Annotated in this window: 23 protein-coding genes; 2 read left to right on the forward strand and 21 right to left on the reverse strand. The window is 45.9% G+C overall.

The genetic code is table 11. The annotated features are described in order from the left end of the window. Window positions 1–25: 25 nt before the first annotated feature. From ACFQ3J_RS12125 to ACFQ3J_RS12200, 16 genes are all read right to left on the reverse strand, one after another. The gene (locus tag ACFQ3J_RS12125) at window positions 26–931 is read right to left on the reverse strand and encodes an ROK family protein (protein WP_091154412.1); all 906 of its coding nucleotides are present in this window, start codon (window positions 929–931) and stop codon (window positions 26–28) included. Window positions 932–952: 21 nt separating this feature from the next. Then, on the reverse strand, window positions 953–1561 hold the full coding sequence (locus ACFQ3J_RS12130) for an MOSC domain-containing protein (protein ID WP_251582724.1): 609 nt from the start codon (window positions 1559–1561) through the stop codon (window positions 953–955). 281 nt (window positions 1562–1842) lie between these two features. After that, window positions 1843–2733: a 5'-3' exonuclease gene (locus tag ACFQ3J_RS12135; RefSeq protein WP_091159013.1), complete on the reverse strand. Its 891-nt coding sequence runs from the start codon at window positions 2731–2733 to the stop codon at window positions 1843–1845. Window positions 2734–2863: 130 nt separating this feature from the next. Further along, complete coding sequence (locus ACFQ3J_RS12140) at window positions 2864–3223, reverse strand: arsenate reductase family protein (protein WP_091154410.1); 360 nt, start codon at window positions 3221–3223, stop codon at window positions 2864–2866. An 18-nt stretch (window positions 3224–3241) separates the two neighbouring features. Then, window positions 3242–4207, reverse strand: coding sequence for an RluA family pseudouridine synthase (locus ACFQ3J_RS12145; RefSeq protein ID WP_251581869.1), 966 nt, complete (start codon window positions 4205–4207; stop codon window positions 3242–3244). Next, complete coding sequence (locus ACFQ3J_RS12150; RefSeq protein ID WP_091154406.1) at window positions 4204–4773, reverse strand: cob(I)yrinic acid a,c-diamide adenosyltransferase; 570 nt, start codon at window positions 4771–4773, stop codon at window positions 4204–4206. The genes ACFQ3J_RS12145 and ACFQ3J_RS12150 overlap by 4 nt, the downstream gene beginning before the upstream one ends. 13 nt (window positions 4774–4786) lie before the next feature. Beyond that, the gene (locus ACFQ3J_RS12155) at window positions 4787–5329 is read right to left on the reverse strand and encodes a bifunctional adenosylcobinamide kinase/adenosylcobinamide-phosphate guanylyltransferase (protein WP_251581871.1); all 543 of its coding nucleotides are present in this window, start codon (window positions 5327–5329) and stop codon (window positions 4787–4789) included. 58 nt (window positions 5330–5387) lie between these two features. After that, complete coding sequence (locus ACFQ3J_RS12160) at window positions 5388–5942, reverse strand: hypothetical protein (protein ID WP_251581873.1); 555 nt, start codon at window positions 5940–5942, stop codon at window positions 5388–5390. A 102-nt stretch (window positions 5943–6044) separates the two neighbouring features. Further along, window positions 6045–6308, reverse strand: a complete 264-nt coding sequence (locus ACFQ3J_RS12165; protein WP_091154400.1) for an aspartyl-phosphate phosphatase Spo0E family protein — start codon at window positions 6306–6308, stop codon at window positions 6045–6047. 111 nt (window positions 6309–6419) lie between these two features. Beyond that, window positions 6420–7634, reverse strand: a complete 1215-nt coding sequence (locus ACFQ3J_RS12170; RefSeq protein ID WP_091154394.1) for an aminotransferase class I/II-fold pyridoxal phosphate-dependent enzyme — start codon at window positions 7632–7634, stop codon at window positions 6420–6422. 15 nt (window positions 7635–7649) lie between these two features. Then, the gene (locus tag ACFQ3J_RS12175) at window positions 7650–8150 is read right to left on the reverse strand and encodes an Lrp/AsnC family transcriptional regulator (protein ID WP_091154392.1); all 501 of its coding nucleotides are present in this window, start codon (window positions 8148–8150) and stop codon (window positions 7650–7652) included. Between the two features lie 218 nt (window positions 8151–8368). After that, the gene (locus ACFQ3J_RS12180) at window positions 8369–8746 is read right to left on the reverse strand and encodes a spore coat protein (protein WP_251581874.1); all 378 of its coding nucleotides are present in this window, start codon (window positions 8744–8746) and stop codon (window positions 8369–8371) included. Window positions 8747–8762: 16 nt separating this feature from the next. Then, window positions 8763–8999 carry a hypothetical protein gene (locus ACFQ3J_RS12185; RefSeq protein WP_091154387.1) on the reverse strand — a complete coding sequence of 79 codons (237 nt, stop codon included), beginning with the start codon at window positions 8997–8999 and terminating at the stop codon, window positions 8763–8765. Window positions 9000–9129: 130 nt separating this feature from the next. After that, on the reverse strand, window positions 9130–10347 hold the full coding sequence (locus ACFQ3J_RS12190) for an MFS transporter (protein ID WP_091159011.1): 1218 nt from the start codon (window positions 10345–10347) through the stop codon (window positions 9130–9132). 224 nt (window positions 10348–10571) lie between these two features. After that, window positions 10572–11198 carry a hypothetical protein gene (locus ACFQ3J_RS12195; protein ID WP_379292891.1) on the reverse strand — a complete coding sequence of 209 codons (627 nt, stop codon included), beginning with the start codon at window positions 11196–11198 and terminating at the stop codon, window positions 10572–10574. A gap of 148 nt (window positions 11199–11346) precedes the next feature. Further along, window positions 11347–13710, reverse strand: a complete 2364-nt coding sequence (locus tag ACFQ3J_RS12200; RefSeq protein ID WP_251581876.1) for an endonuclease MutS2 — start codon at window positions 13708–13710, stop codon at window positions 11347–11349. 149 nt (window positions 13711–13859) lie between these two features. On the opposite strand from ACFQ3J_RS12200, the gene ACFQ3J_RS12205 reads away from it, so the two are divergent. Then, on the forward strand, window positions 13860–14213 hold the full coding sequence (locus ACFQ3J_RS12205; protein WP_091154377.1) for a phage holin family protein: 354 nt from the start codon (window positions 13860–13862) through the stop codon (window positions 14211–14213). Window positions 14214–14438: 225 nt separating this feature from the next. Beyond that, window positions 14439–14822, forward strand: coding sequence for a cytochrome C oxidase subunit II (locus ACFQ3J_RS12210; protein ID WP_251581877.1), 384 nt, complete (start codon window positions 14439–14441; stop codon window positions 14820–14822). A 65-nt stretch (window positions 14823–14887) separates the two neighbouring features. On the opposite strand, the gene ACFQ3J_RS12215 is transcribed toward ACFQ3J_RS12210, so the two are convergent. The 5 genes from ACFQ3J_RS12215 to ACFQ3J_RS12235 form a co-directional block, all read right to left on the reverse strand. After that, window positions 14888–17833, reverse strand: coding sequence for a hypothetical protein (locus tag ACFQ3J_RS12215; protein WP_251581878.1), 2946 nt, complete (start codon window positions 17831–17833; stop codon window positions 14888–14890). A 145-nt stretch (window positions 17834–17978) separates the two neighbouring features. Further along, window positions 17979–20429 (reverse strand): phenylalanine--tRNA ligase subunit beta, encoded by a 2451-nt coding sequence (gene pheT / locus ACFQ3J_RS12220; RefSeq protein ID WP_251581879.1) that lies wholly within the window; start codon window positions 20427–20429, stop codon window positions 17979–17981. 57 nt (window positions 20430–20486) lie between these two features. Beyond that, window positions 20487–21521: a phenylalanine--tRNA ligase subunit alpha gene (gene pheS / locus ACFQ3J_RS12225; RefSeq protein ID WP_251581881.1), complete on the reverse strand. Its 1035-nt coding sequence runs from the start codon at window positions 21519–21521 to the stop codon at window positions 20487–20489. A gap of 458 nt (window positions 21522–21979) precedes the next feature. Then, window positions 21980–23890, reverse strand: coding sequence for a ribosomal protection-like ABC-F family protein (gene abc-f, locus ACFQ3J_RS12230; RefSeq protein ID WP_251581883.1), 1911 nt, complete (start codon window positions 23888–23890; stop codon window positions 21980–21982). Beyond that, entirely contained in the window at window positions 23887–24138 is a 252-nt protein-coding gene (locus tag ACFQ3J_RS12235; protein WP_139236941.1) for a hypothetical protein, read from the reverse strand. The genes abc-f and ACFQ3J_RS12235 overlap by 4 nt, the downstream gene beginning before the upstream one ends. Between the last annotated feature and the right edge of the window lie 140 nt (window positions 24139–24278).

A 24278-nucleotide genomic window follows, 5' to 3' on the forward strand; every position in this document is an offset into this window, starting at 1 on the left:
CTATGCGGTCAAAATTTTAATTGTTCTAGTTCAAGCCCAATTCAATTTTTACGTCTTCTTCTTTGGCCAGCTTGGCCAGCGCTAGCGCTCCGCAGATCCCTGCATTATCACCAAGTTCAGGATAAACGACGTATTCATCGATTCGCTCCATAATGCTTGGATGCTGTACATATCCTCCGAGCAGCTTCTTCAGCTGTGCTCTCACTTGAGGGAAGAGCTGCTCCTGCTTCATGACACCGCCGCCCATAATAATCTTCTGCGGAGAGAGAATCAGAACGTAATTTACCAAAGCTTGAGCCAGATAATAAGCCTCCATCTCCCATGCCGGATGATCTGCAGGAAGCTCTATCCCTTGTTTGCCCCAACGTTTAGAAATAGCAGGACCTGCAGCGATCCCCTCCAGGCAGTCGCCATGATATGGACAAAATCCTTCGTAGGTATCATCGGGATGACGTCTTACACTAATATGCCCCATTTCAGGATGTGACAAGCCGTGGATCAATTGCCCGGACACTACGGCTCCTGCCCCAATGCCGGTACCTACCGTGATGTAAATACAGCTGTCCAGTCCTTTTGCCGCTCCCCAGGTATATTCCCCTAAAGCTGCTCCATTAACGTCTGTATCAAAATTCATCGGAACCTGAAAATGCGCTTTCAATTTCCCGATTATATTATAACCGCCCCAAAAGGGCTTTGGTGTTGTCGTAATGTGACCATATGTAGGACTCGATTTGATGGGATCAATGGGTCCAAAAGAGCCTACACCAAGCGCCTCAATCTCATGCTGTTCAAAAAAAGAAATGACTTGAGCCATCGTCTCTTCCGGCGTAGTTGTCGGAAAACTGACTCTTTCAAATACCTCACCCTGCTCATTGCCTACACCGCATACAAATTTGGTTCCTCCAGCTTCTATTGCACCAAGTACTCCCATGATTACCCCTCCGTTATCGTTCTAGGTTGTCTCCAGCTTTGCCAGCCGTTTGCTGAGTGTTTCTTTCCAGCTTGCTGCAAGAGCGGAGAGCGATAGCAATTTCTTAATAGAGCTAATATCAGACTTCCGGTGATGCATTATAACATTAGCCTCCATTACACTTAAGGAATCCTGTTCTCTTGATCGCAGCGTCAAGGAATCCTCTGAAGACACATTGCCCTCTGTCAATACGCGATAATAGTAGCCTGTCAATCCCGTCGTCTGAAAATGAAGCGGAAGCTCTTTGTGCTGATGTTTCAGTCCAAGCTTAAAGCATGGCACCCGGGGCTGGCTGATCTGTACGACCGCTTCACCCAGCTGAAAAGTATCCCCGATATATACATCGGTCTCACCAAATCCCGATACCGTAACATTCTCGCCGAACGCTCCAGGATCTAGAGCACGTCCCAGCAAATCTTCATACACAGCGTATGCTTGATGGTTAAAGACACATACCGCCTTGTCTGCACCACCATGATTGACTAGATCTGCTTGTTCATCACCATGAAATCCTGTTCTGGATAAGAACAGCTGCTCCGCTGTAGGGGATTTGAATATCGCTGAATATATCTCCTTGCTGCCATTCATCATCTTTACTTTACTTCCTACATTTAACGAAACCACACGGGAAGATGCAACATCGCTCGTCAATTTAAACGCCTCCGTCTATCATTTGCTTTCACTTTTATGTAATCGCTTACCGACATGTTTGGACCTTCAGGATATGTAACTCAAGTACTATCATCTCCCGAAATCGATTTTAGGTCAATCGGTAATATGCTATTTTTTATGTAAAAGAGTGCCGGCCATTAACAGCCAGCACTCCACTTCCATATTGCCTAGTAAATCCTGATCAGCAAGAAAAAGCTCACTCAGCCGATCGCTACTCCCATCAATGAGCAGAGACTCTTCATCTCCAGCTCTTCAAATTTGCTGATGATCTGCGCATGATCCAGAACAAGCAGACTGTTCTCAAGCGAACAAGCAACAGGAACCTCACAATGGATTCTCGCAAGCTTGCGTGATAAATGGAGCATATCCATATCTGCTTCAATTTTGTTGCGAATTGAGGGAGATAGATCATCCATATGCTCAAGAATTCCTTCAATGGAATCGTACTCTTGGACCAGCTTCATCGCAGTCTTCTCTCCGATTCCTCTCACGCCCGGATAGTTATCGCTTGCATCTCCCATCAAGCCCTTCATATCAATGATTTGCCGTGGATGCAGCTGCTTCTCTTCATACAGCGATTCCGGAGTATATACCTTATAATTGCCGTGACCTTTTTTCATAATAATAACCTTGGTTCGTTCGTTTACAAGCTGAAGCAAATCATGATCGCCAGACAGGATCATCACATTCATATCCAGCTCTTCATTGTATGAACGGCTGAGTGTACCTAGACAATCATCCGCCTCATAACCAGCAGCACTAATATTTGGAACACCCAAGCTATCCATTACTTCTTGAATCATAGTAAACTGTGGTACAAGATCTTCCGGAGCTTCTGGTCTGTTTCCTTTGTATTCAGCGTAATGTTCGCCGCGGAACGTTCCGCCGCCAAGATCCCAGCAGCATACCACATGTGTCGGATTAAAGGTCTGTACTGCATCCCAGAAATAACGGATGAATCCATATACCGCATTGGTTGCAATACCGTCCTTGGTCCGTCTAATATAACCGCCTGAAGCTGTAGCATAATACGCCCGAAACAACACTGCCATACCATCGACTAATAATACCGATTGATCTTTTGTTTCTATACTCACGATTGTTAACGCTCCTGTTCTATTCCATCCTAATCTTTACTCCCCGTATTATAGCACAGCTACATCCACTGTTGGGGGTTAATCGCTTAGAAAGAACGCTGCTTCCTTATGCTAAAATTGGCAATCAGCTCCACATATCCTGGTACTGCTCCTCCTTGAAGCCTACAGATACTTTATTGCCGTCAGTAACAATCGGACGCTTGATTAATCTGCCGTTTGCGGCCAGCAGCTCGATTTGCTCCTTGCTGGACATCTCTTTCAGCTTGTCCTTCAGGTTCATTTCTTTATATACTTCGCCGCTGGTGTTAAAGAACTTTTTGAGATCCAGCCCACTGTTATTAACCAGCTCTGTTAATTTATCTGGGGCTGGAGGCTCTTCAAAAATTGGAATCAGCGTAAGCTCATGCCCACGCTCTTCCAGCCATTTAACAGCTTTGCGGCAGGTGCCGCATTTTGCATATTGATATACTGTCAGTTTACTCATGTCGTTAATTTCTCCTCATTAATAACTATCAATTGTTGTCTTTAGCTTCTGATCCAATGCCTGTATATCTTCAGGCAGTGGAGCGATAAACCGTACTCTTTGGCCTGTAATTGGATGAACGATTGTTAGCTCGCTTGCGTGAAGCGCCTGACGATCAATCCAAGTGTGACCCAGTGCAAGCAGCGCCTTGGACGAGTCAGACCAATCCGGTTCAGCTTGTCCATAGAACGAATCACCGATTAACGGGCAGCCCACATGCTTCATGTGGACTCTTATTTGATGCGTGCGTCCACTCTCAAGCTTGATGCGTACTTTACTGGCCCATTTATATACTGTTTCTACTTGATATAAAGTCCTAGCAGGATAACCATCTGCCGTTACGATCCGGCGATGAGGCTCATTCGGATCGCGATCAATAGGTCCATCCACGACTCCCTCAGAAGGCACAGGATTACCAAACACAATGGCCGTATAGTATTTATCAACAGTGCCCGCAATCATTTGTTCTGAAATATGCTGATGAATATAGGGGTTCTTGGCGATACATAGCACGCCTGAAGTTTCTTGGTCCAGCCGGTGCACAGGTCTAAAGCGAACCTGTTCCCCTTTTTGTTCCCAATAGTGGACAACTCCATTCGCAAGCGTTCCCGTATAATGTCCATGCGTCGGATGAACAATAATCCCGGCCTGCTTGTTCACGACGAGCAGATGCTCATCCTCATACAATATGTCGAAGGGAATATTCTCGGGCAATATATCTGTCGATGTTTCCTTCTCCATACGCAGCTCTACAAGATCTCCGTTACGAACTTTGACACTAATATATACCCTTTCACCGTTTAACTGTATCCCCTGTTCTGTCAGCTTAAGCTTCGACATCAGCTTACGTGAAACTCCTAGTCTGCGCTGCAGGATCGTCTTCAGCAGCATCCCTTCATCTTCTGGTTGTACGGTATAGATAATAGGTTCATAATACGTTTTCATTTACTGCGGAACACCTTTTTACTTCGAATATATTCAACGTCAGAAATGCCTGCACGAACGTTAGCTGTACGGGCGATCACAAAGAAATAGTCCGACAAGCGGTTCATATACAGCCTTACAGCTGGATTAATATCCGTATGTGAACCCAGTGTTACCACGCGACGTTCTGCTCTACGGCATACCGTCCTGCACACATGCAAGGCTGAAGAAAATGGGCTCCCACCTGGAATAATAAACCTCTCAATTTGAGGATTCTCTTCCTGATGGAGATCGATCCACTCTTCAAGCTGGCCAGCCAGCTCAGCAGATACTTTGTAATTCCCTTCTTCAATCTTTACAAAAGCAAGGTCTGATCCGCAATCGAACAGCTCCTGCTGGATTTGACTTAACTCTCTACACAGATCATCGTACTTCGAATCGGTTTCGGCAAGGCTGATTGCCTGACCTACAAAGCAGTTGAGCTCATCGATCGTTCCATAAGCCTCAATTCGATCATCATCCTTGGACACTCTTGCTCCGATAACCGATGTTTTGCCCTTATCTCCCGACTTGGTATATATTTTCATTATTTACCTCCAATTAATAGCGTATCTGACCCTTGCTGACTTCCGCCGCAATCCCTGAGTTCAGTACAAATACCTGGTCACTTCTTGAAGCTATCAAATGATTCACGTCAGCCATCCAGCTGACAAAGCATTTCTCTTCCTTGGAAGGGTGGAGGCTTCCATGCATTTCATTTGTCACGATGAGAAGCAATCCCTGATAGGATACAATAACCTCTTTTAACAATTCCACTTTAGCCTTGATTTTTATTCGATCTGCTGTATTCCAGCATGATTTCATTTCACCTGCGAGCCAAGCCGTCAAGCTATCAATAACGACGATTCGTCTCTCCGCTGCAAACAAGTTGGATTCACGATTAATATGATCCAGCACGTCCGGCAGTGAGTGTCCAGCATTTATATGTATTGTACGAAGTCTGGCAGGTGCTCTCAGCTCATCGAGCCTGTCATGATTGTCAGTTGCTGCAACATAGATCCCTTCACGGGCTAGTCTTGAGGCGTAGGAAAGGGCAAATCGGGTTTTACCGCTGCTTAATCCACCTGTTACCATAATCAGCATTTTATAAAACCACCTACCTCAAAAATAAATTACAGCCCTGCTGAGCAGTTCCTTCATCCTATTCTGTAAGCGCCTTTAAAACTTCGATAGACATTTGCTCATCCTGAGTCGAGATTGGAATCGTCGCAAACAGATTCTTCGCTGCATACTGCAAATCTATGAACATCGACATTTCTTCGAGCGGAATTCCGAATAAGTGCTCCCCTACGACAGGGTCACTAGACAGATCGCCGTTCTCATCTCGGGTGTACGTCCCTCCTTCGAAGACGCCGCGGCTATATGTTTCCTGATCGAAATCATTTTCGAGGGGAATATTGGATCCATCTCTGCCATACATCTTCATATCCTCTTCCGGCAAAATAATGAGATCATGTTCCCTTGCTGCATACTCCACCAATATTTTTTCCTTGGAATACATTGGGCTGGCAGAGATTTCTATTACGGGAGTTTCTCCGATCTTCTCCTGCAGTTTTGTCTCAAGTTCTTCGGCAATAACAGACATGTTACCTTGGTTGTCAATCATAAATATGGAGAACTTATCTTCACTGCCGCAGCCAGATAAAAATCCGACACATAATGCCAATATAGCTGCCATACTCCATCTGCCTCGCATGTATATGACTCCTCCTTTTTTCCCTTATTTCACATCATATCACAACTAAGATAGACAAAAAAAGAAGACCCTTGGCTGGGTCTTCTCTATACATCATATAAGCTAAGCTTTTTTAGGATAGGCTTTCATATATTCATTGATTTTCAAATCCAGCAAACTGCTGATTTCGATCACAACGTCCGAAGTAAATGACTTCTCTTCCAGAAAGATTCGTTCCATCTTGCTGCGCAGGATATGAATTTCATCTTCCAAAGAAAGACTACGAGAAGATGCTTTCTCCGAGTTGGTGAGCCAAGTTCCGCTGCTTTCATTATCAACAGCATATTGACCACGATATGTCGGCAAATCATATTCAGCACAAAACAAGGTAACCCCTCCCCAGAATCTATATCCTAATGGATTATAACATACAACTTAACATATAACAGTGATAAAAGTGACATTTTTCGGAAAATATTTGTTATGCTTACATATTTATTAAACCTGATTCTCATGTTTGTAAACAAAATTTCCGATTCTTTCCAAAGCTTCATTAAGCTGAGCTAAAGATGTAGCGTAAGAGCAGCGTATGAAGCCTTCTCCTCCAGCTCCAAAAACACCTCCAGGAACTGCAGCTACTTTTCCTTCCGTAAGCAGTCGCTGAGCAAAATCGTCCGACGATAAACCGGTCTGTTGGATGCTCGGAAACGCATAGAATGCTCCTTGCGGTTCATGGCAATCCAGTCCGATATCTCTAAAACCCTGAACGATCAACCGTCTGCGCTGATTGTAAGATTCAATCATCCGGTCCTTCTCTTCCAAGCCGTTTGTTAATGCTTCAAGCGCTGCAATTTGTCCCATGGATGGCGCGCACATTACCGTATATTGGTGAATCTTGAGCATTGCCGAAATCAGTTCAGCATGTCCGCACATATAACCAATCCGCCATCCGGTCATTGCAAAAGCCTTGGAGAATCCACTCACCAGAATCGTACGATCACGCATTCCTGGAATTGAAGGAAAACTGACATGCTTTTGATTATAAGTAAGCTCCGCATAAATTTCATCGGATATGACGATTAGATCATGCTTTTGCACAACTTCTGCAATGGGCAGCCAGTCCTCATATGTCATCGTTGCCCCTGTCGGGTTACTTGGATAACACAATATAAGAACTTTTGATTTGGGGGTAATCTTGGCTTCGAGTGCCTCCGCCGTCAGCTTAAAATCATTCTCTGCCTTGGTCTCGACGCCTACTGGAACACCCCCGCCAATGGATACGATAGGTGAATAAGCTACATAACATGGTTCAGGTACGAGGATTTCATCTCCCGGAACAATCAATGCTCGCAAAGCAAGGTCAATGGCTTCACTGCCTCCTACGGTAACAACGATCTCATCCTTAGGGTCATAAGGCGTATGGAAGTTCTTATCCAGATATTCGCTGATCGCTTCTCTTAGCTCAGGCATTCCAGCGTTTGAAGTATAGCTTGTAAATCCGCGCTCGAGTGAATATACTGAGGCCTCGCGCATATGCCAAGGGGTAATGAAATCCGGCTCACCCACACCAAGTGATATGATTCCTTTGTTATCACCTACGAGATCAAAAAACTTCCGGATCCCCGAGGGCGGGATTTGCTGAACACGAGGAGCGAGATAAGAACTCATCGACCTAGGTTGTGCATCCTTCTGCTGATCTTGGTTAATTAACATATCTCATACTTCCTTTTATGGCGAAATCAAGAGCCGCTTATCTTCTTGATGCGGTTCAAAAATAATGCCGTCTTGTTTGTACTTCTTCAGAATAAAGTTCGTCTTTGTCGATAGCACCGAATCGATCGGTGATAATTTCTCGGATACAAAGTTAGCCACTTCACGCAGATTGCGTCCTTCAATTTCGACAAGAAGATCATACGCGCCGGACATGAGATACACCGATTTGACTTGTGGATACAAGTAAATACGTTCCGCAATCCCTTCAAATCCTCTGCCGCGCTCCGGTGTAATCTGTACTTCAATTAGGGCGGTTACCTTCTCATCATCCACTTTGTCCCAGTTTACAACCGTTGCGTATTTAACGATAACATTGTCTTCTTCAAGTTCCGCTACCGCACTCTTCACATCTTCCTCCGAGGCTCCAAGGAGCGTCGCGATCAGTGCAGGGCTTCTTCTTGCATCTTCTTTGAGCAAATCAAGTACTTTCAATTTCAAATCATTGAGTTCTGTCATGCATTTCCCTCCAGTGGTTATACGGGTCCGCTCTAACGGGCCATGCAACACTTCTTATCGAAGATTAAGTATAATATTACATGAATTTATTATTACTGCAAATAAAAAAACCGTATCTCCCTTTAATCAACAGAAGATAACGGCTTTCGAGTGAATTGGACAAATTTCGTTGCTGCGTATTTAAAAGAAGTGTCAACTTCAAGCAGCCACCATCGGCCTTACATGTAATTCGGCGTGTGTAAATCGACGTTGGGCTTTTGTACATAGGGAGCATTGCCTGCTGCAACATTTTTAGATTGAATAAACTGCGCAAGTTCCTGCTTCGTCTGCATTTGCGTTTGGATCTCCTTGTTCAGATCCATTTGAAGTGCGTTGCCCGGTGTCTGATACATATTATGCTGCTGCATTGCGTTAAATATTTGACCTTGCAGCTTGAGCGTGTCCATCGTGAGATTGGTGAACATCTGTCTAACTTCAGGGCAAGCGGCTTCTGTAGTAGCTGTCGTATATTCTCTTACCGTTCTCTTGAGGTTATCTAGAATGGATTGCATCAGATCGTTTTCGGGCATAAATTGATTATTTTGCTGATTGTTCATGTGTATTCCTCCTTCGTTAGCTCATAGGTTGCGTCGGTGCCAATGGTTGATGCTGCTCCAGTGACTGAATCAGCGTATCTGCATGCTGTTTGTGCGCCATGATATGCTGCTCGAGGACTTGTATAATCGCATGGTTCTGAATACTTGCTGCTGTGGCAGCACACTGTTTAATCAGCAAATTTTCATTGGACAATGAATCGCTTATATAACTGAGTTCTTTACCGGTAATGGCCTGCATCTGTTGTGATTGCATAATATCCTCCTTAAGAAAGTACAGTTTATTGACCTCCTGAATAGCACTTATCCATTCAAGGGGATCTTTACATAGCGCCTATACGTAGCTTGTCCTGTCGAACAAATGATTATGTGCTATGCACATGAGTTCACTTTGCTGCTGATTTGTTGACCGGCTGAACTTGTAACAGCCTTCGGATTATAAACCAGCTTAGTACAGGAGACAGACCCAGAATAATCATAAGCCAGGTGATTGTCTGAGTTGATTGATTAATCTCAAGAACAACAATAAAGATAACAATGCCGACTACTCTCCCGAGCGTTAGACAAATTTCTCGCAATACGACAAGCTCAACCCTCTTGGACACATTCTCACCGCTCGTTCCCATCAAATCAAACACCGATGAAATCATGGGCAGAATATAAAATGGCATGAAAATAGCTGAGCCTACCCCTTGCAGAAGTAGCGTTCCGTAATTTACAGTCCATAATAGTGGAATTGTGAAGAAGAACAGTAAAGCCGCACCAACCAGAGTCCCGTAATAGCGATAACCCGGCTTGTACCATTTCCCAACCACATGGTAACTAATTAACGCTACGAAGGAGGTGATCAGGTAAAACTGTCCCAGCTTTGCTTCTTGCGTTGTCGCAATGTACACGAGCAGGTTCACCAAGAATGAGAATACCCCCTCTCGAATCCCTTGAGCAGCAAGTGCAGGAGCTGCCCATCTCCAAGGGTTCCCCTTTTCGCTTAATTGCTTGATAGGCTCTTTCCAGCTGTACGTGCCTTCCGTTTTCCTTTTCTTTAAGAAAAAACTGAACAAAACACCTATTCCAAATACGAGCAGAGAAATCATGAAGATATACCGATACCCTTGGTTTGCATAGGACAAGGAGATGATCATCCCTGAAATCCATGGGCCAATAATCCCGACAAATGATCCAATCAAGCCTACCCAGCCGTTGAAGACATCACGATTATCACGATCAGTGACCTCGAAGTAAACGACATTGAAGGCAAGCCAAAACAATCCAAGGGACGCTCCAAGCAGTAAGCCTAGCGGCCAGATATAATCCACTGCATGCTTATCCAAACCAAGGACAAGCAGATAGAACATGCCCGATAACAAAATGCCCAACCGAAGCGCATTCATTTTGTTGTGTTCCTTCACCCATTTCCCAGCAAGCCAAAACGTGAATACCAGCCCAATTTGCTGACTGATGGTGAACCAGCCGATCATGGCAAAATCTTGTTTGCTTTTCCATAGAAAAACATTAAGAAAAGTACCAGACAGAGCACCAGCAAGAACAAACAGCCCATTAATAAATAGGAGAAGCCGCGATTGTTTGTCGAGAGGAGTTTTAATCATATGCTAATCCACCTCCACAAATTATGTTTATTGCTTGGGGGCACAAGCGTGTCTCCCCCAGAAACAATCAACCCTTAATATGTCCCTTCAAGTATAAAAAATTGTTTCGTTCAATTATTTACCGTAAATTGGATTTTGATATGGCGAGCATTAAAAAAGCACATGCTGCTATGAAGCAGACATGTGCTTTTTGTACGTCAAACGAAAAATTAATTTACTTGTTATTTTGAGCTAAGCCGCTTCACCATACGCAGGCGATCTTCGGTGGCCAGACTATGTGTGGTCGTAAAGCAAGCAGGACATACATACATCTGGATGCCAAATGGCGCTTCTAATGGTTGAATCACAGATTGGACAGGAACAAACTGATCTGTCTTCACCGTCATTACTCCGGTATGGAGCATGAACTCACGGCAGTTTGGACATTCAGGGACTTCCTCTTGATGATCCAATAAGGATTGAACACTCTCTCCATACTTCGCCATGTTCAGACCATAATCTTCATAAGCATCCAATGCTCGTACACTTGGAAGAATCGTATCTGTCTCATCCTCCCACAGGTTACTGTAATCTTCGTCCGATTCGTTTGTCTGATCAGATTCCGTGTGAAGCAGTTCCTCTTCATCTTCTGTAATAGTCACATTTAGAGTCCGATATCCTTCGAGTGGCTCGGTTTTGGAGTCGCTCTTATCAGAAGCCTTGGCTTCTTCCTTCAATGTATCCTCTCCCACTTCAACCGTTCCCTCTAATGGGAGGGGATTGTTACAATACGGGCATTCCTCTTCAGGTCCTAATTCCTCATCCCATACAATTTCAGTTTGACACCATGGACATACAGTAGTCTCCACTCTATTTCAATCCTTTCTTCTTATCCCATTTTCATCTTCGCCTATTACCCATTCATCATATACACGATCCCTGCTACGAAAAAAATAACAGCCGCAGCAAACAGGGCCCTGATTAAATTTTTCATGGGTGCCTCCTGTAATAAGATATTTATTTCAGTTCAGCAACGGTAACTCCTGTACCGCCTTCTCCGTAGTTACCTAAACGGTAGCTCTTAACGTTCTTGTGTTTGCGAAGATATTCCTGAATTCCAGAACGGAGAACGCCGGTTCCCTTGCCATGAATTAGGTAAACCTGACCCAAATTAGCCATGAAGGCTTCATCTATAAACCGGTCTGCCTCAACCAAGGCTTCTTCGAGATTGGCACCTCTGAGATCGAGCTCAGATCTGACATGCTCATCACGTGTTCGCTTGACACCTGTTACATGTCTTGTTGCGCCCGCGCCTTGCTTCTGAGCCTGAGGTGTATCGATCAGCTCCAAATCGGTAAGTGCTACTTTCATTTTCATAATGCCAAGCTGAACCAAGGCTTCTTTGCCCGCTAACTCAACGACATGACCTTTCTGATTCAAACTAGCAACCTTAACCTCGTCACCAGGTTCGATTCTCCGAGCTTGAGCCACTTTTTTAATTTTCTTCTTGCGCTCGGCGGGTTCGGCATCACTTAATGCTTTGCGTGCAGCTATGAGCTTATGCTCCTTAACAGAAGCTCCTTCTTGAAGCGCCAGCTTGCGTAGATCACTAATAATTTGCTCTGACTCCTGGCGAGCTTTGGCAATGATCTCCCGGGCCTCCTGCTCCGCCTTCTCGATCCGTCTGTCCCGCTGTTCCTCGAGCTTCATAATCTCTCGTTCATGATGATCCCGAAGCTGCTCCAGATCCTTTCTCAGCTTCTCCGCACGTTCCTTCTCCTGCTCTGCTGTCAGTCGGTTCTGCTCAAGCGAAGCAATCATATTCTCGACCCGTTGATCATCCTCTGTTACTTCTCCGCGGGCATAATCAAGAATATCAGCCGGAAGTCCCAAACGTTCTGCAATGGCAAATGCGTTGCTGCGTCCCGGAACGCCAAGCAATAGTCTGTAGGTCGGACTCAATGTATTCACATCGAATTCCATACTCGCATTAATTACGCCTTTGCGTTCATATGCATAAGCCTTCAATTCGCTATAGTGTGTCGTCGCAATCAGACGGCATCCGGTTGAATGAATATGTTCAAGGATAGCGATAGCGAGCGCCGAGCCTTCTGAAGGATCGGTACCTGCCCCAAGCTCATCAAAAAGCACAAGGCTCTTCGGTGTCATTTCCGACAATATTCGAATGATGTTCGTCATGTGACTTGAAAAAGTACTAAGGCTCTGCTCAATACTCTGCTCGTCGCCAATATCGGCATATATGGCATCAAATACACATAACTGGCTTCCATCCTCTGCAGATACGAACAAGCCGGACATGGCCATCAGACTAAGCAAACCTACCGTCTTGAGCGTGACTGTCTTACCACCCGTATTTGGACCGGTAACAATGATGGATGTATATGAATTGCCTAATTCGACATCCGTTGGAACAACCTTATCAATGGATATAAGCGGATGACGTCCTTTTTTGATCTTCATGAAGCCACGGTCATTCATGATAGGCAGGGTTGCTTTCATTTCCCTGGCAAGACGTGCTTTTGCAAAAATAAAGTCCAATGCTCCCAGCAAATCGACATCCATGACAAGCAAGTCCGCTTGTTCTCCAACAAGAGCCGTCAATTTCTGCAAAATCACTTCAATCTCTCGCTCTTCTCGCATTCTGGTTTCACGAAGCTTGTTATTCATAGCAACAATGGATTCAGGCTCAATAAAGAGCGTTGCACCTGATCCGGATTGATCATGAACAATCCCCCCAAAATGGGCACGATATTCCGCCTTAACCGGAATGACGAATCTATCCCCACGAATGGTGACAAGCTGATCTTGAAGCATCTTGGACACCGAAGATGAGCGGATCATGGAATCGAGCTTCTCTCTAATTCTTGCTTCACCCGTTCGCAGTTCACGACGGATTTGCGACAAATTAGCGCTCGCCGAATCCAATACTTCTGCCGAATCATCAATACATGATTTGATCGCATCCTCGAGTGGTTTTTGTTCTGACAATTGTTCACTCAGAAAGATTAACTTGTCCATCTGAATTTCTTCCTGCATTCCATCAAGCAGGCGTTTAAGTCTTCGTGCGGTGTGAACCGTATTATGGATGGACAGCAGTTCATGAGGACTTAGCGTTCCACCGATTCGAGCTCTCTTCACCGCAGAACCGATGTCCACAATTCCGGTAAAGGAAGGTATCCCTTTTAATCGATCCACATTAACGGCCTGATCAGTTGCAGATAGCAAATTTTTAACTTCATCAAGATCGCTGATCGGAACTAAATTTTCAGCATTGTGTTTACCCATCTCTGTTTGCGTGTATAGAGATAATGTATTTAAAATTTTACGATATTCTAACGTATGCAAAATTTTTGAATCCAATGTGACAACTCCTCTCGGGCTCTATTTGTATTATAGCGAAAGAGCAGGACTTGTGCCATTTGAGAATGATGCCGCACATAAGAAATGCGGTATTGTTACATAATAATATTGCATACGGAGTCTGTTCATTAAAAAAGGAGGACAAAATCATGAACATTTTAGGAGCTATAGTCCGGTTTATTGTAGCCGCAATCGTATTGTTACTTGTTGGCTGGATCGTTCCGGGATTCTCAGTAGGTGGATTTGGCAGTGCACTGATCTTGGCCGTTGTGATCGCTTTGTTAGGCTGGGTCATCGAGAGCATCTTCGGTAAAAGAGTTACGCCGTTTGGCCGCGGGATCGTCGGATTCTTGGTGAGTGCGCTCGTTATATGGCTGTCTCAATATATCGTTAGCGACGTTTCCGCCAGTATCCTTGGAGCCATCCTTGCTGCACTAGTCATCGGGATCATTGACATTTTTGTACCAACCCCGTTTGATGCAGCAAAAGGAAATCGCAAATAATTAAGCAGATGTATCATCATCTGCGCACTCGTTTTAAAGAGTCTCCTTATTAATGTAAGGAGACTCTTTTCATGCTTTACTGCTTCTTCCGTAACATGGATGAACATCACCCTGTTTGCGATTTGTTTGCAAAATTCTCACATAAGAAAATGTACAGCCCCCATCCTTCTGAGGTATCATTGTAATGCATAATTATTTTATCCATTACTTGGGAGGCACTGCGTTATGAAAAAAGCCAGCTTTCTGCTGTTCACCCTGATGTTGCTCTTCGTGCTCGCTGCGTGCGGTCAAAATCCTGCGGAGGATCAAGGCGGCGGTATCACTGAGCCTGAAGTTGCTGCAAGTGACGAAATCGTCATTAAAGCGACGAATTACGAATTTGATCAACCAGAGTATCGCATCAAAAAAGGAGTTCCTGTTCGTGTCGTATATGAGAATGTAGAAGGAAACCACGGAATCATTGTACCCGGTCTAAGCCTTCAGCTTGATCGGAATACAACATCAAAAGTCATCACACCGGAAGAAACGGGTGAATTTGAAATCGCATGTTCCGTATTTTGCGGCACGGGTCATTCCACAATGATATCTAAAATCATAGTAGAAGAATAATGGGTAAAAAGCCTGTCCAGCATCGGATTAGATGTTTAAGACAGGCTTTTTCTATAGAGAATGAATCAGCTCTGATCTTGCTCAATCAGCTCGATCCATTCGTTATACTCTGTCTGAAGCTTCGTGTATTCATCTTGCAGCTGGCGATATTCATGAGCCAGATTCTCCGACTTGTCCTGCTGCATCTCACGCTCCACTTCAAGAAGCCGCAGCTGGTGAGCCGTTACCTCGTAACGTTCAACGACATCCTGCAATTCGGACTCAAGGGCCTTCTTCTCCCCTTGTAAGGAATTCAAGCTAGATAAGGCTGTATCCTTCTGTCGTTCCAGCTCAGCCAGCCGATCATCACCTGCGGCAACTTGCTTCTGCCAGCTGCTGACCTCATCAGCTAACTTGCTGCGGTCTTCTTCCCATTCCTGCTGCTGTGCAGCCAGTTTCTCATATTTGGACTGGAATTCCTGCTTCTGACGCAGCGCTTCTTCCTGAAGAAGCATCCAATGCTGCTCCTTATGAGACCACTCTTCGAGCTCAGACCTTAAGCTCTTCTCATGTTCATTCCATTGGTTCTGCTCCGCACGCAGTGAGGATACGGCTTCCTCAAGCTCCTCGTATTTGAGCTGCCATTCAATCGCCTCTTCCTCAGCTTCATTCAGCAAAGATTGACGTTTCGACAATTGATCCTTGACTTTGACATGCTCGGATTCAATAGCAAGCCATTGTTTGCGAATATTAGCCTGCTCTTGTTCGTATTCTGAAATGAGCTGCTTGTACTTTTGTTCCTGACTAACCGATTGCTCATAATCAGCCTGCAGTGCTTCATATTGCTTCTGCAGATCCGGGAGCTGTTTGGACAGTGCTTCTCGTTCTGATTGTACACGCTCCATCTCTACAGCTGCTTGCTCCAGCTCGCTGCGTACAGTTTGCAGCTCTGCTTGTGTCTGCTCCAAACGTTCGGTCGCTTCAAGAAGCTCTGTCTCCAGCTCACTGATCTCTTGTTTATGCTGCTCGGCTGCCATTCTCCAGCTCTTCTCGCTGCCCGATAGGGAGGCTACCTCGTTCTGCAATTGCCGGGTTGCCGCATGAGCCTGTTCCAGCACTTTCTGTAGTCGCCGCTGTTCCTGCTCAGCCTTCTCACCTGCCTGTTTAAGACTGGAAATCTCGCGCTGACTGACGGTATGCTGTTCCTGGACCTTGCGAAGCTGAGCAGCGCTTGCAGCTTCTTTATCTATTGCATCCTGTATTTTGAGCTTGAGCTGCTCAGCCGTCTCCTGTGCCTTGGCTGCCTCCTGCTCCGCTGTGCGGAGTTTAGCTTGAAGGGAGGAACTGTTATTCTTCACATCGGATATCTGCTGTTCAAGCTCCTGGATACGGCGAGTATGCTTAAGGATCGTATCCTGCCCTTGTGAAGCAATGGATTCAAGCTCGGTAGCACGAGCCTGCTCCTGTTCCAATCTTCCGGTAAGCCCCTTCAGCTTATCTTCTTCCTCAGCAAGCTGGGCAAGAGCTTCCTCAAGCTGATTCTCCGCTTCAGCCCGTTCTTCCTCAAGCTGCTTCTGAAGCAGTTCAATATCTTGCTTAAGCTTATGTTCTCGCTCATTATGCGAACGCATAAGCTCTTCCTTAACGGAGTTCAGCTCTTCTCGATATTGCTCATAAGCTGCTGCTTCCGCTCGCTCCGCTTCTTGAACAGCCAAGCTCTCCGCTTCCTTAAGCCGTTCCTCCATCTCGCTCTTCGATTCGCTCAGTCGCTCCTCATAAGCTTCCTTGACTTCGGCAAGATCGCTGTCTGCTTGCAGAAGCTGACTATTCAATTCTTTAACGGATTTCTCCAGCACCTTGATCTGCTCCTCAGCTTGAGCCTTGATTTTGAGGAGATCGGCACCCTTAGCCTCTTCATCCAGCAGCATCTGTGTTATTTCATCAACCTGCTGCGCTTCGGCCGCTGCCTGAGCCTTGATGGACTCGACTTCTTGAAGCTGTTCTTCCTTGAACGCATTTAACTTCGCTGCAGCATCCTCCTCTGCTTGGAGGATACGCGCATCCGCCGATGTCCGTACTTCTTGAATTTTGATATTTAACTGACCAAGCTTATCTTCGCTCGCCTTCAGTGCATTCTTCCATTCCTGCTCCTTGGAACTGAGCGTCTTCTGCCATTCTTGTTCCTTCAGATTCAGCTGCTGCTCCAGCTTGTCATACTTAGCTGCTGCTTGATCTGTTAGTTCCTTCAGCTTGGCTTCATGCTGTTTCTGAAGTGCTGCCTTCTCCGATTGCAGTCTTGACTCTAACTGATTCCGCTCCTCCAGAACTTTGTCCGCTTGTGCGGTCTTCTGCTCAAGCAGCTTCCGAAGCTCCCGCTCCTTGGCAGCAGCTTCTTCGATAAGCTTGTTATGCCTCGCTTCCTGCTCGGCAATTTCATTCTTGCGCCTTGCTTCAAACTGCTCTGTCAGCTCTTTCTGCTTCTGCTGTGTCTGCTGTTGCCACTTCTTCTCATTCTGCTGCGAACGATTGAGGAGCTCATTATAGCTGTGTTCCGCTTTCTTCAGCTCCTCCTCTCGAAGGAGTGTCTTCGACAGCGCTTCTTCCAATTGAGATTTTAATGCACGCTGCTCTTCATTACGCACCTTCTCCAGCTGGGCGAGTGCCTGCTGGGCATTTTGCTTCTCTTTATCCAGAGCAGCTCTTGCTTGTTCGAGCTGCTTTAATTTCTCCATCTGCTGTTCATAGGTATCCTGAAGCTTAGCCAACTCGCTTCCCAGCTGTGTCTTCTCGCCAGTTACCATCTTCAGCTCATTCTTAACCTGTTGAACCTGCAAAGATTCCTCTGCCATATGTACTGCAGTCAAAACGGCAAGTCTCGGCGTATCCAGTCTGGAATGGGTCTTTGATATGGCGTTCATTCTTTCGTCAACCAGGCTTGCAACCTGTTTCATATATTCGGCACTGCTGCCGACCAATTTATAAGAAGTCCCGTAGATGTCTACGGTGACGCGAGTACGATTAGGTGTAGTCACAGTTGTGCCCTCCTTCATGTCTGTCTTGTTGATTCTAAGTTGAAAAAAAATCACATCGAACCTTGATGTTTAAGGATTCGATGTGACTTAGGGCAATTCCTGCAATTTTTTTCTCAAAAAATAAAGGGTAAATCAGGAAAAAAGCTTATTTGCGAAGTTCCGCTCCTGTTTTATCGGACAGATCTGTCAGCACTTTTGTATGAACCGCTGTAATTTCTTCTTCGGTTAGTGTGTGATCCTTGTGACGGTATGTTAGTGCAAGGGCTATACTCTTCTTGCCTTCTCCCACTTTCTCCCCTGTATAAATATCGAATACTTGAACAGATTGAAGCAATTCACCGGCAGATTCCCGGATCGAAGACATCAAGACGCCAGCTTCTATCGACTGCTCTACAACCACTGCAATATCACGGGAAACTGCAGGGAAGCGTGGCAGTTCACGATAGACAAGTGGAGGAAGAGCTTGATCATACAAGGCTTCAAGTGACAATTCGGCGATATACGTATCTCCCAGATCATAGGCCAGCTGAAGCTCAGGATGGACTTGACCAAGTGTTCCTACGAGGACCTGATCCTCCCCGGAAACATTCAGATAAATGGAAGCCGAGCGTCCAGGGTGATAGTCCTTCGGCTGATTCGCAGCGTAGCTGATCTGTCCTTCGAGTCCGAGGTATGCAAATATGGATTCCACAGCACCCTTAAGATCAAAGAAATCGACCTTCTCAGCTGTAATATTCCACTGCTTCTCAATTCGATTGCCGGACAAGAGCAGTGACAGCACTGGAATTTCCTTAGGCTGCTTCGTCAGCGTCTCTTCTTCTGTATAAAAAACGCTGCCGATCTCATACAGGGCGAGGCTCTCCTGCTTGCGATTGCGATTGTACTGCGCTGCTTCCAGCATTTGAGGAAGTGCGCTTGTTCTGAGCACGCTCTGTTCTTCACTCATCGGCATAGCGAGCTTCACAGAGTAGCTGCCTGCTGTCAATGCTGAAAATTGTGTCGCCCGCTCAGGATTAACGAAGGAGTAACTAATCATCTCCTGATATCCTCCATTAGATAAAAGACCACGCAGTGCTCTGCGAATCACCTGAGGCTTGGTGAGCGATCCTGGTGTAGTAGGTCCTTCGATAACCGTTGTTGGGATATTATCGTAGCCGTATAGACGGGCAACTTCCTCAATAAGATCTACATCCCGAGTAATATCTCCCCGGCGTGTAGGTACAGTGACATGAAGCTCATTCTGAGGAGCAGCTTCATATGTGAAATGCAGACGATCAAAGATGGCTTGAATTGCCTCAGCAGATAGCGATGTACCTAGATAGCTATTCACTTTGGAAACAGACAGGGCAATAACTCGTTCTTCATTTGATCCTGCTGTGGACTCCACGATTCCAGGATGTACGTTTCCTCCAGCATACGCACTGATCAGGGATGCAGCACGGTTCAGTGCAGGAATAACAGAGCCAGGATCTACATTCTTCTCAAAACGAAGACTGGATTCGGAGCGCAGTCCGAGTTCGCGGGATGTCTTACGTACGGTCGTGCCGTCAAACTTAGCCGATTCCAACAAGATATTGGCTGTATCGCCCGTAACTTCAGAATTCTGTCCGCCCATTACACCGGCAATCGCCACCGGTTTAACACCATCCGTAATCAGCAGCATCGAGTCTTTCAGCTTGCGTTCCTGATCGTCGAGCGTTACAAATGTTTCACCATCTGTTGCTTGACGAACGACGATATTGCCCCCCGACAGCTGATCCGCATCAAAGGCATGCAGCGGCTGACCATATTCCAGCATCACGTAGTTGGTAATGTCCACAATGTTATTAATTGGACGAATACCAGCTGCTATCAGGCGGTTTTGCATCCACAGTGGGGATGGTTTAATCGTAACTCCACTAATATATCTAGCCGAGTAATGAGTACACAGCTCAGGCGCATCGACTTGTACCGAGATATGATCCGCTGCCGCTGAGCCAGACTCATTGATATCTGCTTCTGGTACCGGCAAAGTAACATCTCTGCTCAAAATGGCACTAACTTCGTAAGCAGCTCCAATCATGGACAATGCATCCGAACGGTTTGGCGTAAGATCAAGCTCAAGCACATGATCATTTAGACCCAGCACCTGCTCGATCGGTGTTCCTACTTCAAGCTCAGCTGGAAGAACGAGAATCCCTTCCTGCAGCTCTTTAGGCAAGAGCTTGTCATTTAGACCGAGCTCTTTGGCAGAACAAATCATTCCTTGTGACAGGACACCGCGAAGCTTGGCTTTTTTAATTTCAAGACCGCCTGGCAGCTTTGCTCCGACAAGAGCTACAGGAACCTTCTGACCTGCATCTACATTTTTCGCTCCGCATACGATCTGAAGCTCTTCCGCAAGTCCTGCATCGACTTTACAAATGTTCAGCTTATCCGCATCTGGATGCTTCTCCTTGCTGGTTACGTAACCCACGACAACTTTGGTCACACCTTGATTCCGATTTTCTACAATATCAATTTCAATTCCCGCACGTGTGATGCGTTCAGCCAAATCCTGCGGTGCAACACCCTCTAGAGAAATATAATCAGATAACCATTCTGTTGATACTCTCACGTTACGATCACTTCCTTCTATTTATATAGGCTTCTAATCCAGCCTGGTTAAATGTAATTATAGTCTGGCAAATTGCTTCAGGAATGAGAGGTCACTGTTATAGAAATGGCGAATATCGTCAACACCATATTTCAGCATCGCAATCCGTTCTACACCCATACCAAATGCAAAGCCGCTGTATTCCTTAGGATCGTAGCCGCCCATCTCAAGTACGTTAGGATGAACCATACCCGCTCCTAGAATTTCAATCCAGCCGGTTTGTTTACACAAACGGCAGCCAGCTCCGCCACACTTAATGCAGGTAACATCGACTTCAACACTAGGCTCCGTGAATGGGAAGAAGCTGGGACGAAGACGAATTTCGGTATGTGCACCGAACATTTCACGCACGAACTGGAGCAAAGTACCCTTGAGGTCACTCATCCGGATGTTTTTGCCGACGACAATTCCCTCTACCTGATGGAACTGGAAGGAATGCGTAGCATCATCGTCATCTCGCCGGTACACTTTACCTGGAACGATGACCTTTACAGGGGATTCGCCTTGCATCGCTAGCATCGTTCGAACCTGTACAGGAGATGTATGTGTGCGCATCAGAATATCTTCTGTGATGTAGAAGGAATCCTGCATATCACGGGCCGGGTGATTCTTCGGCAGGTTGAGCGCTTCAAAATTGTAATAGTCCATTTCAACTTCTGGACCTTCAGCCACTTGATATCCCATACCTACAAATATATCCTCAAGATCCTGAATAACCTTCGTTAGTGGATGGAGCCCGCCTTCTGGCAGACGGCGTCCCGGCAGCGTAACATCAATGGTTTCCTTCGCTAGACGTTTCTCCGTTTCTGCTCTTTGGAATGCTTCTTGCTTCTCCTCAATCACTGCTTCAATGGCACCACGAACGTCGTTTGCCACCTGTCCAATTACCGGACGTTCTTCTGCACTCAGGGCACCCATACCGCGCAAAATTTCAGTAAGCGCACCTTTTTTTCCTAGATATTTCACTCGGATATCGCCAAGTGCTTGTGCATCATTTACGCCTGCGAGCTCAGCAAGCGCATCGCTCTTTAAAGCTTCTAATCTTTCTTTCATGGCGTTCAAATAGCCTCCTTCATAGCCCTAAGATTTTGATCAACAAAAAAAGGCCTTCTCTCCCGATGAAGGGACGAAAAGACCGTGGTACCACCCTTGTTAGATTCATGTACAGCTGTTCACATGGCCATGTTCAGCCATATCCGCTATACGATTTCAATCTCACTTTAGCACGTTCATAACGGGACGTGAACCGGTATCCTCTACTGACAAACACAGTATACGGCACATACCGTTATACCCTGTTCGATGTTCAAGGAACAGCTCCGGAGCGAACTTCGACAGCCTGATTTCGTAGAAACGCTCTCAATCTCTGGCGCTTCCTCCCTGTACAAAAGCACTGTGTACTCTTCTCCATCTTAGCATTTTGTTCATTTAAGTCTTGCCTAGTTTGCTACATTATTATACGCAAATGTGTCTTCTCTCGCAAGCCCTGCAGGCAAAATAGGCTGTCTCCTCTATTTGAACGAACCCTTATCCTTCTTCTGCAGCGCAGCCAGTTTGGAGCGAAGCTCCCGAAGCTCCTGCAGCGTTGCACTGTCCATATAATAAGATTGTACATCAGCGGGTTGCCCAGGATTTGCTTGATCATAACTAGACCCTGTCAGCAATTCATTCAAACGATGCTGCAGCTGAATGCGCAGGTCTTCCTCCTCACGCTCCTCAGGCGTTTCACTTTTCCTAACCAAATGTTCTTCATATTCCTCTACCGTTCCATCAAATATGCGCAAGGGCTCATGCTTACCCATTTGAAGCAGCTGATTGGCCAGCTTTCGAACAAGCGTTCGATCGTGAGACACAAATACTAAAGAGCCTTCGTAGCTGAGCAGCGCTTCCTCCATCACTTCTCTAGTATCAATGTCTAAATAATTGGTTGGTTCATCGAGGACGAGCAGGTTAGAGCCGCTGAAGTACAGCCTTATAAACGCTGCTCTGCATTTCTCGCCCATGCTCAAATCGCCAATCTTCTTAAACACATCATCCCGTGAAAATAAGAAATTGCCCAGCATGGTCCGTGCTTCCGTTTGTGTCATGAATGGATTAATGAGCAAGCTGTCCAGCAAGGTCATCTCGGGCTGAAGTCCTTCAAGCTCCTGCGAAAAATAACCTATTTTGGTTCTGGCATGAAGGTTTACCTCTCCCTTTTGCGGAGACAGCTCTCCCGTGATAAGCTTTAACAGGGTTGTTTTTCCGGCACCATTCATTCCTTGGAGTGCAATCCTCTTTCCCCGTTCAACGGCCAGGTCGACACCGGAGAATACAGGAGTCTGACTACCAGGATAAGTGTACTCTACGTCTCTTAGCTGTACAAAGTTCCTTGCTCCAAATTCCCCTTCCTTTAATTCCACACTGACTTTAGGTCCCTCTCGCGGCCTTTCAACTCGTTCTCCCTCGAGCCTTTCAAGCTGCTTCTGCTTCGCATGATATCTTGATATATTTTTATTGGCTCTTGCCTTGTAATAGCTCGCTGCTATTCTTGATTCTGTGACATTACCTGCATTTCGGTGTGATATCTTAAACCATTCCTGATATTTCCGAATGGACTCCTCCAGTGCTTTTTTGGCAAGCTCCTGTTGACGATATTTAGCAGCCTGCTCTCTCTTCTCGCGCTCCTTCTGCTCTTTGTATTCCTCATAGCCCCCCGGATATTTACGGGTTCCCTCATAAGTAAGCTCACAAATACTCGTGGCTACCCGATCCAAGAAGGTCCGGTCATGCGATACAAAGACGAGCGTGCCTGAATAGGACAGCATCCACTCTTCCAGCCAGGTCATACTCTCATGATCGAGATGATTGGTCGGTTCATCCAGAATAAGCAGTCTCGGTTTTCTGGTTAACAGCGCGGCCAGGCGCAGCCTGGTCTTCTGACCTCCACTAAGTGAAGAGAAGGGGCGATCCCACAGCACTTCGCCAATACTGAGATGTGTCATCATTCGCTCAAGCTCTGCTTCTCTAGCATAACCACCGAAGGCTTCGTATTGCTCGAGTATCTCTCCGTAGCGCTCAAGCGAAGCCGGGGAAGAATCAGGCTCAGAAGCGAGCCGTTCCTCGGCCTCCTGAAGCTCCATTTTTAATGCTCCCCAAGTTCCACTCTCTACAAAGGCAATCTGTTTAACACTCCAATGCTCCTCGGGTTTAAAGTCCTGACGCATGAATCCGATTTCCTCAGACTCAAGATGGACGGTCAGAGTACCTGCCGTCGGCTGCTCACTACCCGTCAGAATGTTTAGCAGCGTAGTCTTACCACAGCCATTACGCCCAAACAGTGCAATACGCTCAGACTCGTTAACCTCCATATTGACATGCCCGAACAATGTCTTACCGTTCCAATCCTTACTAATCTCACGCATATGAATAAGTGTTGTCATACCGTATCTCCCTCTTTCTGTACAAAGCTAAAACACCGCAGGCAAGGAGCCTGCGGCTTAGACGTTCGTCTATAGAAAAAGCGTACTTTAGAGGATGGGAGTACAGGTAAGTACACCTGTCTTAACGTGAGCACAGTAGAGCTGACCGGTCCAAGTATACAGCCAAGCCATGAACGGACAGCACAAATAACCACACGCATTCCATCAGTAGAATTAAGCACACTTGCCCCTAGATACGTCAGCCGCATACAGCTAACCTGCTTCACCATCGGTTTACAGTTATCTTCAGGATTTCGTGTGTTTTACTCCATGATACGTGTGGTTACCTCTCATTCATCATCATTGTTCTTAGTATAGCATGAACTTTTAGAAAGGCAAATATGCAAAT

This window comes from Paenibacillus provencensis (assembly GCF_042678545.1).
Taxonomy (GTDB): domain Bacteria; phylum Bacillota; class Bacilli; order Paenibacillales; family Paenibacillaceae; genus Paenibacillus; species Paenibacillus provencensis.